This is a genomic window from Pantoea sp. 18069 (assembly GCF_902706035.1).
Classification (GTDB): Bacteria; Pseudomonadota; Gammaproteobacteria; order Burkholderiales; family Burkholderiaceae_C; genus Comamonas.
In genome coordinates, this window is record NZ_CACSJA010000038.1 from 1 (window position 1) to 15,973 (window position 15,973).

The window sequence follows — 15,973 nt, forward strand, 5'->3', positions numbered from 1 at the left end:
GGCGGGTTGGGTGCCGGCAGGCATTGGCGAGAGGGTATTTTAGAGAATAGTTCTCATTAACATCCTAATGCCCATGCCATGGCCGAAAGTAAGCCACGCCTTGACCGGCAGGCGCTTCCCGTTCAGGCCATCAGACTCAAGCTCGCGACCCAAGGCGTGTGTTCATGGGCCCATGGAATTCCGTCTGCGCCGTGCCCGCTGCCCGTGCCCTGCGCACGGCCTGCCGCCCCACGCCCGCCGCGATGCAACAGCCCGAGAACTCGCCAATGGGGTGGCGCCGGTGCCGAACGCGTCTTCGGTGACGGATGCTGCGGCTCAATAAGCCTGAGGCTGGGTTACTGGCGAAACCAGGGCCTGTACCCGTTCGTGGTGAGCCCCGCCCGGCGCGCCCGTCGCACCATGAACGGCCTGCCTTCACGCCACGCTGTTTCTTGATAACGCCTGGCGAGACCTTGTCCCGCTTAACTTACCCGAGGCGAACGGGAACCTGATTCCGTTCATGATGAGCTCGCCTGCCCACCTTGTCTGCCGCATCAACGAACGCGTCAAACAACGCAAGGCAATAACGATCTGTCCTCAACGACAGTGGAGCCGGGTCTGAACACCACCCGCCCTGGCGCCAAGCTTTCGAGCAGCAGATACCAGCGCCGCAGTGGCGCATATAGCTGCAAATGGGTTTCAAAGTTGCCACGCCTGCGCGTGCCGTCATTGGCTTTCTGTTCGTTCAGGGGGCTCCAGAAAAGCAATCCTATCCGCGAAGCCCAGCCGACGTTGCGCAACATGTTCACGGCTGGAAGCGACGTTCGCCAGCCACTCCTCGCGCGAGCCGTTGCCAATTTGCCATAGGCACCAGCCGTAGTGGATCTTCAAGGGATCGGTGTCGAAACAAACAATGTCGTGCGCGCGCTCGAGTTCCAATCCGCGCAGCCAGCGCTCGCTGTGCCTATCGCTCCAGAAGCGACCCACGGCCGCGATATCCGCCGTGCAGCCCGGGTCTCGTGGGCAGCGGGCCAGTGCCGTGCGGCGCACCAGGTTCGCTGGCGTGGCTCGAGTCACCGCTGTCGTGCACTGACCCGCGATCCTTTCGGGAAAGGCGGCGCTGCAGCGAAGGCCAGGGACTTCAGCTGGTCGCCTTGGAAGCCTGCGCGGCGACCCGCACAAACGGACTCAAGACAGGCTCAGGTCGGCACAAAGCCAGGGAGCGATGCTTGCGCGCCGTGCCTCGAAGGCCTGGATGTTTTCCGTGCTGCGCAAGGTGATGGCGATGTCATCGAGCCCGAGGAGCAGGCGCTGCTTGGCCTGCGCCTCGATATCGAAGCTGATGACCCGACCTGCCGGCGTTCTGACCGTCTGGTCCGCGACATCGATCCTCAGCCGGTAGCCGGGCATGGCGGCCGTCTCCTGGAAAAGACGGTCGACTTCTTCGGGGCTCAGCGTGACGGGCAGGATGTTGTTCTTCAGGCAGTTGCCGCGAAAGATGTCGGCGAAGCTCGGCGCGATGAGCGCGCGTATGCCGAAGTCGCGCAAGGCCCAGGGCGCATGCTCCCGGCTGGAGCCGCAACCGAAATTCTCGCGCGCGAGAAGAATCCCGGCGCCCGCATAGCGCGGTTGGTTGAGCACCGATTGCGGATTCGGCGTGCGGGTGGCGACCGGCTGTCCGGGCTCGCCCCTATCCAGGTAGCGCCATTCGTCGAAGAGGTTGTCGCCGAAACCCGTGCGGCGAATCGACTTCATGAATTGCTTGGGGATGATGGCATCGGTATCGACGTTCGGCCGATCGATCGGCAGCACAAGTGCATCGACGCAGTCCAGAACCTGCGGCGTCATGGCAATGCCTCCGGATTGACCTGGCGGATGTCGACGAAATGTCCGGCAATGGCGGCGGCAGCGGCCATCGCCGGGCTGACCAGATGGGTGCGCCCGCCCGCGCCCTGTCGGCCTTCGAAGTTGCGATTGCTTGTGGATGCACAGCGCTCGCCAGGCTCGAGGCGGTCTTCGTTCATGCCCAGGCACATCGAGCAGCCGGGCTCGCGCCATTCAAAACCGGCCTTGATGAACACACGATCGAGTCCTTCGGCCTCCGCCTGGGCCTTGACCAGGCCCGAGCCCGGCACCACAAGTGCCTCACGGACCGACTTCGCCACGCGCCGCCCCGCCACAAAGCGCGCTGCGGTGCGCAGGTCTTCGATGCGCGCGTTGGTGCAGGACCCGATGAAGACCTTGTCCGGACGGATGTCCTTGATGGCGGTTCCGGGCTCCAGGCCCATATAGGCCAGTGCCCGCATCGTCGCTTCCTGCGCCGCCTTGGTCTGCCCCGGTGCCGGCCCAGGAACATATCCGTCGACCGGCAGCACCATGTCGGGGGAGGTGCCCCAGCTCACCATCGGCGCCAGTGTAGCGGCGTCGACCTCCAGCGTGCGGTCGAAGACCGCGCCCGGATCGCTCACGAGCGTGCGCCACACTGCGACCGCTGCGTCCCATTGCGCGCCGCCCGGAGCCGACGGGCGACCGGCAAGATAGCCGATCGTTGTCTCGTCCACGGCCACCATGCCGACCCGTGCGCCGGCTTCAATCGCCATGTTGCACAGGGTCATGCGTGCTTCCATGGACATCGACCGGATCGCGCTTCCCGTGAATTCGATCGCGTGGCCCGTGGCACCAGCGGTGCCGATGACCGAGATGATGTGCAAGATCAGATCCTTCGCGCCGGTGCCCTCGGGCATGCGCCCCTCGCAGCGCACCTGCATCGCGCGCGGCTTGGACATCACCAGGCATTGCGTCGCCAGCACGTGTTCCACCTCCGACGTTCCCACGCCGAAGGCCAGCGCCGCGAAGGCGCCGTGGGTCGAGGTATGCGAGTCGCCCGCCACGACAGTCATGCCCGGCAGCGTGGCGCCTTGCTCCGGCCCCACCACGTGGATGATTCCCTGCCGCCGGTCGCGCAGGCCGAATTGGGCGATTCCGAACTCACGGCAGTTCGTGTCGAGTTGCTCGATCTGCACCTTGGCCATCGGATCGGCGATGCCGGCGGACATATCGCGGCCGGCCGGCAAGGTCGAGACATTGTGATCGACAGTGGCCAGCACGCTCCCCGGCTTCCAGGCGCTGCGCCCCGCCAGCCGAAGGCCCTCGAAGGCCTGCGGGCTGGTCACCTCGTAGACGAGATGACGGTCGATATAAAGCAGGTCTTCCCCACTGGGCCTGTGCTCGACCACGTGGGACGACCAGAGCTTCTCGAACAGAGTCGTGGCTTGCATGCGGCTCAATCGACCTTGATGTCGGCCTTGCGGATGACCGCCGACCAGTAGGCCGTGTCGGCTGCGACCTCCGAGCCCAGTTCTGCCGATGTCATGCTGCGCGCCACCACGCCCGCCTGGGCAGCCCGTTCACGCACCTCGGGCGTATTCAGGTTTGTGGCAAGTGCCGTCGAAAGCCTGGCGACGACGGCGTCGGGCGTACCCGCGGGCGCGAACAGCGCCACCCAGGCATCGAGCCGGAAGTCGGCAAAGCCCTGCTCCGCCGAAGTGCTGACATCGGGCAACAAGGGCACCCGCGCGTCGCTGGCCACCGCAATGGCACGCAGCTTGCCCGCCTTGATGTGGCCAAGAACCGAAGGTGGCGTAGCGACGAAGAGTTGCACACGTCCGGACAGAACGTCCTGTATGGCCGGCCCGGACCCCTTGTATGGCACGTGAACCATATCGACGCCGGCCATCTGCTTGAAGAGTTCGGTGCCGATATGCGGCACCGAACCACTTCCCTGGGAGGCGTAGTTGACCTTGCCGGGATGCGCCTTGGCATAGGCGGCCAGTTCCTTGAGGTTGTGCACCGGCAGGTCCGGATGCACGACCACCACGCTGGGGGAGACCGCGACCATGCCGATCGGCTTGAATGAAGCAGCGGACCAGCGCAGGCCGGAGAACATGGACGGGTTGCCCACGTGGTACATCGAATAGGACGCCAGCAGCGTGTAGCCGTCCGGCTTGGCGGCGGCCACCATGCCGTAGGCGATGTTGCCGCTGGCGCCCGCACGGTTGTCGATGACCACCGGCTGGCCAAGCGCCCGGGTCAGCGGCTCGCTGGCCAGCCGTGCCGCCATGTCGACGATGCCGCCAGGGGGTACCGGGACCACGATGGTGATGGGGCGCGCAGGGAAATCCTGCGCCTGGGCGGCACCGGTGCTGCCGAGGACCACCACGCAGAGAGCTTGAAGAAGTAGGCGCATGTTGTCTCTTTAGTCATTGTTGAACGGCCATGCTCTCACCAACCGAGCCCTTCATCAAACGATTTAAAAGGACAGCTCGATTGAGCTGAAGTCAAACTACGCTAATCTGCCGTCATGGACAAACTTCCCCCTTTGCATGCCATCCGCGCGTTCGAAGCGGCCGCTCGGCTGGCGAGCATCAGCCGCGCGGCGGCCGAGCTTCATGTGACGCCAGGCGCCATCAGCCGCCAAGTCCGGGGTCTAGAAGCCTTGCTGGGAGTCTCCCTTTTCGAGCGCGGGCATCGCAGCATCGCACTGACCGATGCCGGCCGGCTCTACGCCGCCGAACTGACACACCTTTTCGGCCTGCTGCGGGAAGCCACGCAGAACATCTCGACCATCCGGCCGCCGCTGACGCTGCGCCTGGGCTCGCCGCCGACCTTCGCCGCACGCTGGCTCATTCCCCGCATGCAGCCCTTCCATGCCGCAGAGCCCGAGATCGAAGTACAGATTCGCTCCGTGACCGACCAGCCGGACTGGCACAGCCTGGATGCGGCGGTATTGTTCGGCGACGGCCAATGGCCGGGATGCAGTGCAACGCCTCTGGTGAGCAACCAGATCGCGCCGGTCTGCAGCCCCGCCTACCTCGCAGCACAAGGCCCCTTCGATTCGATTGCGGATATCCCCGGAAAAACACTCCTGTACTCGCTCACACGGCCGGAGGACTGGTCGGCCTGGCTGGCCTACAGCGGAGTGCCCGCCCCGCTGGCCCTGCAGACCCGCAGACTCGGCTACGAGAGTTCGATGCTCGCCTACCAGGCCTGCCGGCATGGGCTAGGCCTGGCCATGGCGCAGAGTGACCTGATCGCGCAAGACCTTGCAGACGGCGGCCTCGTCATCCCGTTCGCGACCAAGCTGGACATGGGGCGGCGAACCTACTACCTGGTAATGCCCCGGCGCACCAGACAGAACCGGCAGCTCGCACGCCTGGCGAACTGGCTGGTCACGGCGCCGCAGTGCGGAACATGTCCATAACTTTGCTGCACCACATGTCATGAATGAAGCGCTCTTCTCGTCATCCCGCGGGGGCTGAAAACCTCCCGCAGTCTCATTGCCCGATAGCCCCCGCGCCTCCAAGCTGGGCCACCACCGGCTTCCATTTGGCGGCCTCCGCCTTTACATAGGCCGACGCCGCCGCATCCCCAATATGCAGATCGGCAAAAATCCCCTGCTCAGCAAGCGTAGCCGCCATGGCCGGCGTGCTCATGATGGCCTTGGTCGCATCGGCCAGCGCCTTCTTCACTGCGGGCGGCGTGCCGCGCGGCACGGCGACCACGTTCCATAGCATGGCGTCGAATGGCGCGGCCAGGTCCGCGGATTCGGCGATGGTGGGGATGTCGGGGGCCAGGGCCAGCCGCTGGGCGGTGGCGACGCCCACGATATGCATGCGCCCGCTGCGGTGGAATGGCAGCATCACGCCCAGTGTGCCTACGGCCATTTCAATCGCGCCGCCCATCAGGTCCTGCATCGCGGGGCTTGTGCCCTTGTAGGGAATGTGCATCATCGGCGCGCCCGTCAACTGCTTGAAGCGCTCGACGGAGACATGCATCAACGTACCTGTGCCGGGCGAGCCGTAGTTGTATTTGCCGGGGTTGTGCCTGGCGGCGATCACCAGCGTCTTGAGCGTCTTGGGCATGGACGGCGCCACGGCGAAGGCGACCGGGGCGCCGCCGAGCACGGCTATGTAGTCGAAGTCGTCGGCGGCGCTGTAGCGCGGCCTGGCCTCGGTGAGGTTGTAGAGGGCGTGGGTCGAGGCGGTGGCAAACAGCAGGGAGTAGCCGTCGGCGGTGCTGTTCTTGACATCGAGGCTGCCCAGCGCGCCCGAGGCGCCGCCCTTGTTTTCCACGACCACGGTCTGGCCCAGTTGCTTGCCCAGGGCTTCGGCGTAGAAGCGGGCAAAGCTGTCGACGGGACCGCCCGGCGGGAAAGGCACGACCATGCGTATGGTTCTGGCGGGGTAAGCCTGGGCGCGAGCCGGCAAGGTGGTGGCGATGGTGGCAGCGCTGGAAGCCTGCAGAAAGTGTCGTCGTTGCATGTTCGCTCCTGGAGTCGCCAGCCGGCAGGCGCTGGTCGGGGTTGAAAGAAAAGGGCGCGCAGCGGGCGCGGTTGAAGCGCCCGCGCAGTTCAGAGGCCGCGTTCGCGCAGTGCTTTTTCCTGGCGCTCGATGAGCCGGCCCAGCTCGGCCATGTCGATGGCGCCCAGCACCGGGCCGGGGCGGCGCACATAGGCCGAGCGGATGGCGCCGCGGCGCTTGAGGGTTTCCTTGCGCAGGGCCAGGCCCAGGCCGTACTGGAATTCGTGGCGCAGCAGCGGCAGGTAGAGGTTGAACAGGTCTTCGGCTTCCTCGGCCCGGCCCTGGTCAAACAGCGCGCAGGCCTGGACCAGCATCTCGGGGTAGGCAAAGCCGGTCATGGCGCCGTCGGCGCCGCGCAGCATTTCCTGGGGCAGGAACAGGCCGCCGTTGCCGACCAGCACGCTGATGCGCCGGCGGCCGGCCGCAGCGCTTTGCGCGCGCACTTCGCTGAGCTTGCGCATGCCGGGGAAGTCCTCGTGTTTGAGCATCACGATCTGCGGGAAGTCGTCGATGAGCTGGAGGATCACGGCCACCGACATGTGCACGCCCGTGACCTGCGGGAAGTCCTGCAGGCAGATCGGAATGTCGGGGCCCAGCAGCCTGGCCATGGTGGCGAAGTAGTTGTAGACCTGCTCGTCGGTCTTGAGATTGGCGGCGGGCGCGAGCATCACGCCGGCCGCGCCCTGGTCCATGGCGGTTTTCGACAAGCGCTCCACATGCCGGTTCGAGGCATGGCTCACGCCCACCACCACCGGCGCGCGCCCATCGATGCGCTTGAGCACGCGCTCCATCACCGTGAGCGTCTCTTCTTCGGTGAGCTTGGGCGCCTCGCCCATCATGCCCAGGATGGTGAAGCCGGTGACGCCCTTGTCGAGGTAGAAGTCGGTCAGGCTGTCGGTGCTTTCGAGGTCGAGCTCGCCGCTGTCGGTGAACGGCGTGGCGGCGATGATGTAGACGCCCTGGGTCGTCTCGCTGATCTTTTCGGGAGTCATCGGTTTCCTTTGGAGAGAGGTTCTATAAGGGGAACTGCGCTGCGGCTCAGCGGCGCGCACGCCGGTGCTCGAGCCGGCCCAGCCAGCGGGTCAGCGGCCAGAGCAGGGCGAGGTACATCAGGGCCGCGAGCATCACGGGCGAGGGGTTGTAGACCAGCGACTGCGCATCGCGCGCGGCGCGCAGCAACTCGGGCATGGCGACAACGCTGGCAATGCTGGTGAGCTTGACGATCTCTATGCTGTTGCCGACCAGGTCGGGCAGCACGTTTCTCGCGGCCTGCGGAACAAGCACATGGCGCAGGGCCTGCATGCGTGTGAGGCCGGTCGAGCGCGCGGCTTCCATCTGGCCCTTGGCAACGCCTTCGAGCCCGGCGCGGAACACTTCGGCGTAGTAGCTCGCGTTGTTCAGCACAAAGGCCAGCGCCACGGCGGCGACCTTGCCCAGCTCCAGGCCCAGGAACGGGCCGCCGAAGTAGACAAGGATCAGCAGCACCAGCGGCGGAAACGCGCGGAAGAAGTCGATATAGGCAATGAGGGTCCAGCGCAGCCAGCGGCGGCTGGACTGCGTGAGGCCCAGCGCGAGCAGCAATCCTGCCGCCGCGCCCAGCGGAATCACCAGCGCCGACAGCCACACCGTCGTCCACAGGCCGTTCAGCAGGTGCGGGAACACCGCGGCATAGACTTCAAGGTTGAAGAAGTTTTGAATCAGGCTGTCCACGGTCTACCTCTGCTGCCAGTGTTGTTCGAGCCAGCGCGAGAAAACGACCAGCGGCAAGAAGACGATCAGGTAGGCAAACGCGGCCATCATCAGCGGCGTGGGGTTGCCGGAATGGCTGCTTGCCCCCTGGGCGTTGTTGAGGATTTCGTTGAGCGCCACCACCGAGCCCAGCGCGGTGTTCTTGGTGATGGAGATCACGCGGTTTGTGAGCGGCGGCAGCGCGCGGCGCAGCGCCTGGGGCAGCACGACCGCACGCATCGCCTGCCACCAGCGCATGCCCGTGGAGCGCGCGGCTTCAAGCTGGCCGCCCGGCACCGCCGAGATGCCGGCCCAGATGCTTTCCTCGGCATAGGCGGCGAGCACCAGCGACAGCGACAGCCAGGTCACGGCAAAGGCCGACAGCGGCAGGCCCAGCGCGGGCAGCCCGAAATACAGCACGATCAGCACCACCAGCGGCGGCAGCGAACGCATGATGTCGGCAAACGCAATGATGGGCAGCGCGAGCGCCCGGTGGCCGAGCGCGCGCACGATGGCCAGCAGCAGGCCCAGCAGCGTGCAGGTCACCACCACGGCCAGGCCCACGCCCACGGTGACCAGCGCACCCGAGGCAATGACCGGCCAGTACTGCCTTGCCACCTCCGGGTTGAAGAAGGTGAACAGGAAGCCGCTGTCTGCGCCCGTCATGTGAGTCGGCTCCCGTAGCGCGCCAGAAAGCTCCGCGTGCGCGGTTCGCGCGGGTGCTCGAACATCTCGGCGGCCGTGCCTTGCTCCACCACCACGCCGCCGTCCATGAAGACCACGCGGTCGGCCGCGGCGTGCGCGAAGGCCATTTCGTGCGTGACCACCAGCATGGTCATGCCGCGCACGCGCAGGTCGCGCATCACGTTGAGAACGTCTTCGACGAGCTCGGGGTCGAGCGCGCTCGTGGGTTCGTCAAACAGAATCACCCTGGGCTTGAGCGCCACGGCGCGGGCGATGCCTACGCGCTGCTGCTGGCCGCCCGAGAGCTCGCCGGGAAACGACAGCGCCTTGGCGCCCAGGCCGACCTGTTCCAGCGCTTCGCGCGCCAGCGCATGGGCCTCGGCCTTGGGGCGGCGCTGCACATTGCGCAGCGCGAGCGCGACGTTGTCGAGCGCGTTGAGGTGGGGGTACAGATTGAACTGCTGGAACACCATGCCCACGTCCTGGCGCAGGCGGTTGATGTCGACCGTGGTCGATGTCACTTCATGGCCGTTGGCCACGATGGTGCCGCCGGTGGGCGTTTCCAGCAGGTTGCAGCAGCGCAGCATGGTGCTCTTGCCCGAGCCCGAAGGCCCGATCACGCAGACCAGCTCGCCGGCGTTGACCTGCAGGTCGACCCCGCGCAGCACCGCGTTGTCGCCGTAGGACTTGTGCAGTCCGGAGATTTCAAGAATCGGCATCAGGCACACTTCGGCGTGACGGGAGTCGGGTCGTAGCCTTCGGTGCCGGGCACGCCGGTGCCGGGGGCGATCTTCACCGCGGCATCGTCGGCGCCGGGCTGGAAGCCGAACCACTTGACGGCCAGCTTGGCGACGGTGCCGTCCTGCTTCATGCACTTGAGCGCGTTGGAGGCGGCGTCGCGCCCGGCCTTGTCGTCGGCGCGAAACGGCAGCGCCCAGACCAGGCCGGTCTTGATGGTGTAGCTGGTCTTGAGATTCGGGTTCTGCTTGGCGGCCCAGGCGACGACGGTGGTGCCGGCCAGGTTGTAGTCGGCGCGGCCCGATTGCACGGCCTGCACCGCATCGGCATTGGCGCCATAGACGTCGAACTTGAATTCGTACCTGGCGGCGTTGTCGCGCGCCCAGCCTTCGTAGTTCGATCCCTTGTTGACGGCAATGGTCTTGCCCTTGAGGTCTTCGAGCTTGGTGATGGCCGGTGCCGCCTTGGTGCCCAGGAAGGTGTAGTCGGTGTCCAGATAGCCTTCGGTGAACAGCAGCGACCTGGCACGCTCGGGCGTCACGGTGACCGGCGCGACCAGGAAGTCATAGCGGCGGCTGTTGAGGCCGGGCACCAGGCCCGAGAACTCGGCGCCTTCGATTTCAACCTTGCGGCCCAGGCGCTTGGCGAGTTCCTCGCCGAGATCGACATTGAAGCCTTGCACGCCGCCGCCGAGCTTGGCCATGGCATGGGGTGCGAACGTGGCGTCGACCGCGCTGCGCAAAGGCGCCTGCGCCAGCGCGGCGCCCGCGGCAAGGCACAGCAGCGCGGCGGGAATGGCGCGAAGGCCCGAAAGATGGGAAATGGACGGCATGGTGCTGCTCCTGGAGAGATCGAAGAAGGAAGAAGGGGAGTGAAGATTCAGTCGCGGCGCTTGAGCCCGACGAGTTCGCTGAAGCGCCCGCGCTCGAGCGACGGCGCGGGCCGGCTGGCCAGCGGATCGGGCCGGCCGCGCGCGATGTATTCGCCCGTGCCGCGCTCCACCTGCAAGGCGTTGTCACGCACCACGCATCGGCCGCGGCTGAACACCATCTCGGGCCAGCCCTGCAGCACGCGGCCTTCGTAGGGCGTGTAGCCCACGTTGTCGTGCAGCATCGCGCTGCGCACTTCGACGCTGCGCTCGGGGTTCCACAGCACGATGTCGGCATCGGCGCCCACGGCGATCGCGCCCTTGCGCGGCGCCAGGCCGTACATGCGCGCATGGTTGGTCGCGGTGAGCGCGACGAATTCCTCTATGCTGATGCGGCCCTTCATCACGCCTTCGGAAAACAGCAGCGGCAGGCGCAGCTCTATGCCCGGCACGCCGTTGGCCATTTCCTTGAATGTGGTGGCGTCGCCCTTGGGCAGCTTGCCCGAGGCGTCGAAGCGGTAGGGCGCGTGGTCCGACGAGTACACGCCCAGCGTGCCGTCCTTGAGGCCATCCCACACGGCTTGCTGCGAATCGGCGTCGCGCGGCGGCGGGCTGCAGCAGAACTTGGCGCCTTCCATGCCGGGCAGGTCGGCGTCGTCGGCTTCGAGAAACAGGTACTGCGGGCAGCTCTCGGCATAGACTGCGGCGCCGAGCCGGCGCGCGTTGCGGATCACTTCCACGGTTTCGCGGCCGGCCACATGCACGATCAGCACCGGCACATCGGCCAGGCGCGCCAGCGCAATCGCGCGGTGCGTGGCCTCGGACTCGGCGAGCGCGTCGTGCGCCACCGCATGGAACCTGGGCGCGACATGGCCGCGTTCGAGCAGGCGGTGGGCGATCCAGCGGATCATGTCGTGGTTCTCGGCGTGCATCATGATCAGCGCGCCTTCCTCGCCGGCCACGGCCATCACTTCGAGCAACTGGTAGTCGTCGAGCTTGAGCTTGTCGTAGGTCATGTAGACCTTGAGCGAGGTGATGCCGCCCTGTATCACCTGGGGCAGATGCTCGCGCAGCGCGGTCTCGTCGGGGTTGGTGAGGATCAGGTGAAAGCCGTAGTCGATCACCGCCTTCTCGCGCGCTAATTTGCCGTAGGCCTGCACCACTTCGGGAATGGAATCGTTGCGGTGCTGGGCCGCGAACGACAGGATGGTGGTCGTGCCGCCAAACGCCGCCGAGACGGTGCCCGAATAGAAATCGTCGGCGCACATCACGCCCATGCCCGAGAGCTGCTCGATATGGCAGTGGCTGTCGATGCCGCCGGGCAGCACCCAGCGGCCGGCGGCGTCCACGTCCTGGGCGCCAGGCGGCAGATGGGGCGCGATCGCCGCGATCACACCATCGCGCACACCGATGTCGGCATGGAAGGTGCGGTCGGCATTGCTGATGCGGCCGTTGCGAATCGTGAGGTCGAAAGAAGCTGGGGTCATGGCGTGCAGACTAGAAAGTGCCGGGGTAGGAACCGCCGTCCAGCAGCAAGTTCTGGGCCGTGATGAAACCGGCCTGGGCGCTGCACAGGAAGGCGCAGGCATCGCCGAACTCCTGCGGCTGACCGAAGCGCCCGGCCGGGTTGGCGGCGCGCCGGCGCGCGAGCACTTCGGCTTCGGGCTGGCCGTTGTCCTTGGCCCACTGGCGCGCGGTCTCGAGCAGGCGGTCGGTCTCGAACGGGCCGGGCAGCAGGTTGTTGATGGTCACGTTGTGCGCCACGTTCTTGCGCGCAATGCCGGCGACAAAGCCGGTGAGTCCCGAGCGTGCGCCGTTGGACAGGCCCAGGATGTCGATGGGCGCCTTCACGGCCGACGAGGTGATGTTGACGATGCGGCCAAAGCGCCGCGCGACCATGCCGTCCAGCGTGGCGCGGATCATCTCTATGGGCGCGAGCATGTTGGCGTCCAGCGCGGCAATCCAGGTGTCGCGGTCCCAGTCCTGGAAATGGCCGGGCTTGGGACCGCCCGCGTTGTTCACCAGGATGTCGGGCGCAGGGTGGGCGGCCAGCGCGGCGGCGCGCCCGGCCGGCGTGGTGATGTCGGCGACCACCGCATGCACCAGCACGCCGTAGGTGCGGCGGATATGCTCGGCGGTCTCTTCCAGGGTGTCACGGCCGCGCGCCAGCAGCGTCAAGTTCACGCCTTCGGCGGCCAGCGATTCGGCGCAGGCCCGGCCCAGGCCCCGGCTGGAAGCGCAGACCAGCGCGTGGCGGCCTTCGAGTCCTAGCTTCATGCCGCCACCTCGCGATGGCGGGTTGTCGATTCAGTGGGGGAAAAGCGCGGCGCGGAACGCGCGCTGTGAAGGCTGGAACAAAGCATGGGGAGCGGCCTTGGATGCGTTGAAGTTGCATCCATTATTCCGAGCGACCCCATGCATGTCGCGTGACACTTTGACCGTCATCATTAACATCGTGTTAATGATCTTCGGCGGAGATGCTGAAGCCTTCGCGCTCCATCACGCGCTGCAGCACCTCGACGAACGCCTGCGCCGGCTGCGACATGGGCTCGGTGCGCAGCCGCACCAGCGTGGCCTTGAGCACCGGCGCATTGAGCACCGGCCGCACCACGAACTTGCTCGCGGTCCAGCTGTTGGCCGAGAATTCGTCGACCAGCGCAATGCCCGCGCCGGCCTGCACCAGCGCGCAGGCGTTCTGCGGCGAGCCGGCTTCGATCGCGGCGCGCGCGGTCTCGCCGCCGGCGGCGAAGAGCGCATGCACCATGGCGCCAAACGGCGATTCACGGTCGTACGAGATCAGCGGAAACGGCAGCAGGTCGGCCACCGTGAGCGTGGCGCGCCGCGCCAGCGGATGGTTGTAGGGGCAGATGCAGACCAGGCGGCCGCTGCCCAGTTCTTCCATCTCGAGGTTCGGGTGGTTGACGGGGAGAATGGTCAGCGCCAGGTCGGCCTGGCGGTGGAGCAGGCGCTCGGTCAGTGGCGCATGGCCCAGGTACTGGAAGGTCAGCTTGACCTGCGGGTTGCTGTGGCGGAACTCGGCCATGGCCATAGGGATCAGCGCCTGGCCCACGCTGGGGCTGGCCACGAGGTTGAGTATGCCTTCCTGGTGTTCGCTGAGTTCGCGCGCCAGTTCGTTCACGCGCTTGACGCCCGCATAGACCAGCTCGACTTCGTGGAACAGCTTCTTGGCCTCGGGCGTGGCAAACAGCCGCCCGCGTATGCGCTCGAACAGCGCAAAGCCCACGCGCGCCTCGGTGTGCGACAGCAGGCGGCTCACGGCGGGCTGCGACACGAACAGCAACTGCGCCGCGCCACGTATAGAGCCGGTGATCATGACGGCGCGAAAAACTTCGATCTGGCGGAGATTGAATGCCATGGTGGATGCGCAAGTGAATAACAAGGTGTTAATGATGGCGCATGAATTGGCAAGTGTCCAAGTGGCTGGTCGCTTCTACACTGCGAATCCTCGGAAGGTTTCTCCACGGTTCCAGAAGGCAGCCCATGCGCGACACGCTTTACGTCATCAATCCCAACAGCAGCCAGGCCGTCACCGCCGGCATCGATACCGCGATGGCGCCGCTGCGCCGCGCGGGCGGCCCGCGCATTCAATGCGTCACGCTGGCCGATGGCCCGCCGGGCGTGCAGACCCAGCAGGATGTGGACCGCGCCGCGCTGTCGGTCTATCGCTTTGCGCAGGAACATCAAGACCGTGCTGCCGGCTTTGTCACCGCCTGCTTCAGCGACCCGGGCCTGCACATGCTGCGCGAGATGAATGGCGTGCTGTCGCTGGGCATCAGCGAATGCGGCGCGCTCACGGCAATGACGCTGGGCCAGCGCTTTGGCGTGATCGCCATTTTGCAGGGCTCGATCGCGCGCCACTGGCGCAACTGGGGCGCGATGGGCATCACGCAGCGCGTCGCCGGGGAAGTCGCCATTGGCCGTGGCGTGGCCGCGCTGGCCGACCATGACGCGACGCTCTCGGCGATGGTGGCCGCAGGCCTCAAGCTGCGCGACGAGCAGGGCGCGAACGTGCTGCTGATGGGCTGCGCCGGCATGGCTGCGTTTCGCGAGCCGCTGCAGCAGGCCACGGGCCTGCCCGTGGTCGAGCCCACGCAGGCCGCGGTCTCCATGGCGCTGGGGCGCATGCAGCTGGGCTGGTGAACGCCATGAGCAATCTGCACCCCCAACTGCTGCGGCGCCTGCACGCCGCTGTCGGCGACGCCGGCCTGGTTGCAGGCAGCCAAGCCAAGGCGCCCTATGAAAGCGACTGGCTAGGGAAATGGTCCGGCCGCAGCAGCATTGTTGTGCGCCCCGCGAACACCGCGCAGACCGCGGCGGTGATGTGCATCTGCCACGAGACGCATACGCCGGTCGTGACCCAGGGCGGCAACACCGGCATGAGCGGCGGCGCCACGCCCGATGCCAGCGGCGCCCAGGTGGTGCTGAGCACGGTGCGCATGAATGCGATACGCGCCGTCGACCCGCTGAACAACACATTGACCTGCGAGGCCGGCGTGCTGCTGGCCCATATCCAGGCTGCGGCCCAGGAAGTCGATCGCTTTTTTCCGCTGAGCCTGGGCTCCGAAGGCAGTTGCACCATAGGCGGCAATCTCGCGACCAACGCCGGCGGCGTTGCCGTGCTGCGCTACGGCAACGCGCGGGAATTGTGTCTGGGCCTCGAAGTGGTGCTGCCCGACGGCCGCGTCTGGCACGGCCTGCGCGCGCTGCGCAAGGACAATACCGGCTATGACCTGCGCGACCTGTTCATAGGCTCCGAAGGCACGCTGGGGGTGATCACCGCCGCGGTGCTGAAACTCTCGCCGCGCCCCGTGGCGCGGGCCACCGCCTGGGCCGGTGCGCGCGATATCGATGCGCTGGTGGCCTTGCTGGCGCAGCTGCGCGCGCAGTGCGGCGAGCGGCTCGTCGCGTTCGAGATGATGTCGGCGCCGTCGCTGGCGCTGATCCTCGAACATGTGAGCGATGTGCGCGCGCCACTGGCCGGCGAGCATGCCTTCCATGCGCTGATCGAGCTGGCCGACACCCAGGGCGACGGCCTGGCCGCGCTGCTGGAAACCAGCCTCGAAAAGGCGCTCGAAGAGGGCAGCGTGCAGGACGTGGCGCTGAGCGTCAGCGGCGCCCAGACCCAGGCGTTCTGGAAGATCCGCGAAGGCATCTCGCAGGCGCAGATGCGCGCGGGCAAGGCGATCAAGCACGATATCGCTTTGCCTATCTCGGCGATTGCCGCGTTCGTGCACCAGGCCGACGCCGCACTGCGCGCGGTCCAGCCCGATGTGCGCATCATCAACTTCGGCCATCTGGGCGACGGCAACCTGCACTTCAACGTCCTGCTGCCGCTGGACACTCCGGCCGAGCTGCTTGGTGCAGCAACGGCGCAGTTCAACCGCATCGTCCATGACCTGGTCGCCGCCGCCAATGGCTCCATCAGCGCCGAGCACGGCGTGGGCCAGCTGCGCCGCGACGAGCTGCGGCACTACAAGTCGGACGTCGAATTCGATCTGATGATGCGCATCAAGCAGTCGCTGGACCCGAACCAGATCATGAATCCGGGCAAGCTGATCTGACCTGGCACCGGTGGGCCTGCCCCCACGCTGCGCCC

General features: G+C 66.6%; 16 protein-coding genes. 3 read left to right on the forward strand and 13 right to left on the reverse strand.

Going from position 1 to position 15,973, the window contains the following annotated elements:
• Positions 1 to 705: 705 nt before the first annotated feature.
• The 4 genes from GVL12_RS21660 to GVL12_RS21675 form a co-directional block, all read right to left on the reverse strand.
• Positions 706 to 966, reverse strand: coding sequence for a hypothetical protein (locus GVL12_RS21660; protein ID WP_159917639.1), 261 nt, complete (start codon positions 964 to 966; stop codon positions 706 to 708).
• A 201-nt stretch (positions 967 to 1,167) separates the two neighbouring features.
• Positions 1,168 to 1,827 (reverse strand): 3-isopropylmalate dehydratase small subunit, encoded by a 660-nt coding sequence (gene leuD / locus GVL12_RS21665; RefSeq protein WP_159917640.1) that lies wholly within the window; start codon positions 1,825 to 1,827, stop codon positions 1,168 to 1,170.
• Entirely contained in the window at positions 1,824 to 3,257 is a 1,434-nt protein-coding gene (leuC, locus tag GVL12_RS21670; RefSeq protein WP_159917641.1) for a 3-isopropylmalate dehydratase large subunit, read from the reverse strand. The genes leuD and leuC overlap by 4 nt, the downstream gene beginning before the upstream one ends.
• Positions 3,258 to 3,262: 5 nt before the next feature.
• Positions 3,263 to 4,225 carry a tripartite tricarboxylate transporter substrate binding protein gene (locus GVL12_RS21675; RefSeq protein ID WP_159917642.1) on the reverse strand — a complete coding sequence of 321 codons (963 nt, stop codon included), beginning with the start codon at positions 4,223 to 4,225 and terminating at the stop codon, positions 3,263 to 3,265.
• 114 nt (positions 4,226 to 4,339) lie between these two features.
• Here GVL12_RS21675 and GVL12_RS21680 point away from each other — a divergent pair, with 114 nt between their 5' ends.
• The gene (locus GVL12_RS21680; RefSeq protein WP_159917643.1) at positions 4,340 to 5,239 is read left to right on the forward strand and encodes a LysR substrate-binding domain-containing protein; all 900 of its coding nucleotides are present in this window, start codon (positions 4,340 to 4,342) and stop codon (positions 5,237 to 5,239) included.
• A 73-nt stretch (positions 5,240 to 5,312) separates the two neighbouring features.
• Here GVL12_RS21680 and GVL12_RS21685 read toward each other — a convergent pair whose 3' ends face one another.
• The 9 genes from GVL12_RS21685 to GVL12_RS21725 form a co-directional block, all read right to left on the reverse strand.
• Positions 5,313 to 6,299 (reverse strand): tripartite tricarboxylate transporter substrate binding protein, encoded by a 987-nt coding sequence (locus tag GVL12_RS21685; RefSeq protein ID WP_159917644.1) that lies wholly within the window; start codon positions 6,297 to 6,299, stop codon positions 5,313 to 5,315.
• An 89-nt stretch (positions 6,300 to 6,388) separates the two neighbouring features.
• Complete coding sequence (locus GVL12_RS21690; RefSeq protein WP_159917645.1) at positions 6,389 to 7,330, reverse strand: dihydrodipicolinate synthase family protein; 942 nt, start codon at positions 7,328 to 7,330, stop codon at positions 6,389 to 6,391.
• 46 nt (positions 7,331 to 7,376) lie between these two features.
• A complete protein-coding gene (locus GVL12_RS21695) occupies positions 7,377 to 8,048 on the reverse strand; it encodes an amino acid ABC transporter permease (protein ID WP_159917646.1) in 672 nt (223 codons plus the stop codon).
• A 3-nt stretch (positions 8,049 to 8,051) separates the two neighbouring features.
• Positions 8,052 to 8,732, reverse strand: a complete 681-nt coding sequence (locus tag GVL12_RS21700) for an amino acid ABC transporter permease (RefSeq protein ID WP_159917647.1) — start codon at positions 8,730 to 8,732, stop codon at positions 8,052 to 8,054.
• A complete protein-coding gene (locus GVL12_RS21705; protein ID WP_235033947.1) occupies positions 8,729 to 9,463 on the reverse strand; it encodes an amino acid ABC transporter ATP-binding protein in 735 nt (244 codons plus the stop codon). The genes GVL12_RS21700 and GVL12_RS21705 overlap by 4 nt, the downstream gene beginning before the upstream one ends.
• A 5-nt stretch (positions 9,464 to 9,468) precedes the next feature.
• Positions 9,469 to 10,320 carry a transporter substrate-binding domain-containing protein gene (locus GVL12_RS21710; protein WP_159917649.1) on the reverse strand — a complete coding sequence of 284 codons (852 nt, stop codon included), beginning with the start codon at positions 10,318 to 10,320 and terminating at the stop codon, positions 9,469 to 9,471.
• A gap of 47 nt (positions 10,321 to 10,367) precedes the next feature.
• A complete protein-coding gene (gene hydA / locus GVL12_RS21715; protein WP_159917650.1) occupies positions 10,368 to 11,843 on the reverse strand; it encodes a dihydropyrimidinase in 1,476 nt (491 codons plus the stop codon).
• 10 nt (positions 11,844 to 11,853) lie between these two features.
• Positions 11,854 to 12,633, reverse strand: a complete 780-nt coding sequence (locus GVL12_RS21720; RefSeq protein ID WP_159917651.1) for an SDR family oxidoreductase — start codon at positions 12,631 to 12,633, stop codon at positions 11,854 to 11,856.
• A 181-nt stretch (positions 12,634 to 12,814) separates the two neighbouring features.
• Complete coding sequence (locus tag GVL12_RS21725; protein ID WP_159917652.1) at positions 12,815 to 13,732, reverse strand: LysR substrate-binding domain-containing protein; 918 nt, start codon at positions 13,730 to 13,732, stop codon at positions 12,815 to 12,817.
• A 125-nt stretch (positions 13,733 to 13,857) separates the two neighbouring features.
• Here GVL12_RS21725 and GVL12_RS21730 point away from each other — a divergent pair, with 125 nt between their 5' ends.
• Positions 13,858 to 14,517: an aspartate/glutamate racemase family protein gene (locus GVL12_RS21730; RefSeq protein WP_159917653.1), complete on the forward strand. Its 660-nt coding sequence runs from the start codon at positions 13,858 to 13,860 to the stop codon at positions 14,515 to 14,517.
• A 5-nt stretch (positions 14,518 to 14,522) separates the two neighbouring features.
• Entirely contained in the window at positions 14,523 to 15,938 is a 1,416-nt protein-coding gene (locus GVL12_RS21735; RefSeq protein ID WP_159917654.1) for an FAD-binding oxidoreductase, read from the forward strand.
• The last annotated feature ends 35 nt before the right edge of the window (positions 15,939 to 15,973 follow it).

Bases quoted from the DNA above. Each gene is read 5' to 3' on its own strand.
- leuD (WP_159917640.1), bottom strand. From the start codon at position 1,827: ATGACGCCGCAGGTTCTGGACTGCGTCGATGCACTTGTGCTGCCGATC.
- leuC (WP_159917641.1), bottom strand. From the start codon at position 3,257: ATGCAAGCCACGACTCTGTTCGAGAAGCTCTGGTCGTCCCACGTGGTC.
- GVL12_RS21675 (WP_159917642.1), bottom strand. From the start codon at position 4,225: ATGCGCCTACTTCTTCAAGCTCTCTGCGTGGTGGTCCTCGGCAGCACC.
- GVL12_RS21680 (WP_159917643.1), top strand. From the start codon at position 4,340: ATGGACAAACTTCCCCCTTTGCATGCCATCCGCGCGTTCGAAGCGGCC.
- GVL12_RS21685 (WP_159917644.1), bottom strand. From the start codon at position 6,299: ATGCAACGACGACACTTTCTGCAGGCTTCCAGCGCTGCCACCATCGCC.
- GVL12_RS21690 (WP_159917645.1), bottom strand. From the start codon at position 7,330: ATGACTCCCGAAAAGATCAGCGAGACGACCCAGGGCGTCTACATCATC.
- GVL12_RS21700 (WP_159917647.1), bottom strand. From the start codon at position 8,732: ATGACGGGCGCAGACAGCGGCTTCCTGTTCACCTTCTTCAACCCGGAG.
- GVL12_RS21710 (WP_159917649.1), bottom strand. From the start codon at position 10,320: ATGCCGTCCATTTCCCATCTTTCGGGCCTTCGCGCCATTCCCGCCGCG.
- hydA (WP_159917650.1), bottom strand. From the start codon at position 11,843: ATGACCCCAGCTTCTTTCGACCTCACGATTCGCAACGGCCGCATCAGC.
- GVL12_RS21720 (WP_159917651.1), bottom strand. From the start codon at position 12,633: ATGAAGCTAGGACTCGAAGGCCGCCACGCGCTGGTCTGCGCTTCCAGC.
- GVL12_RS21725 (WP_159917652.1), bottom strand. From the start codon at position 13,732: ATGGCATTCAATCTCCGCCAGATCGAAGTTTTTCGCGCCGTCATGATC.
- GVL12_RS21730 (WP_159917653.1), top strand. From the start codon at position 13,858: ATGCGCGACACGCTTTACGTCATCAATCCCAACAGCAGCCAGGCCGTC.
- GVL12_RS21735 (WP_159917654.1), top strand. From the start codon at position 14,523: ATGAGCAATCTGCACCCCCAACTGCTGCGGCGCCTGCACGCCGCTGTC.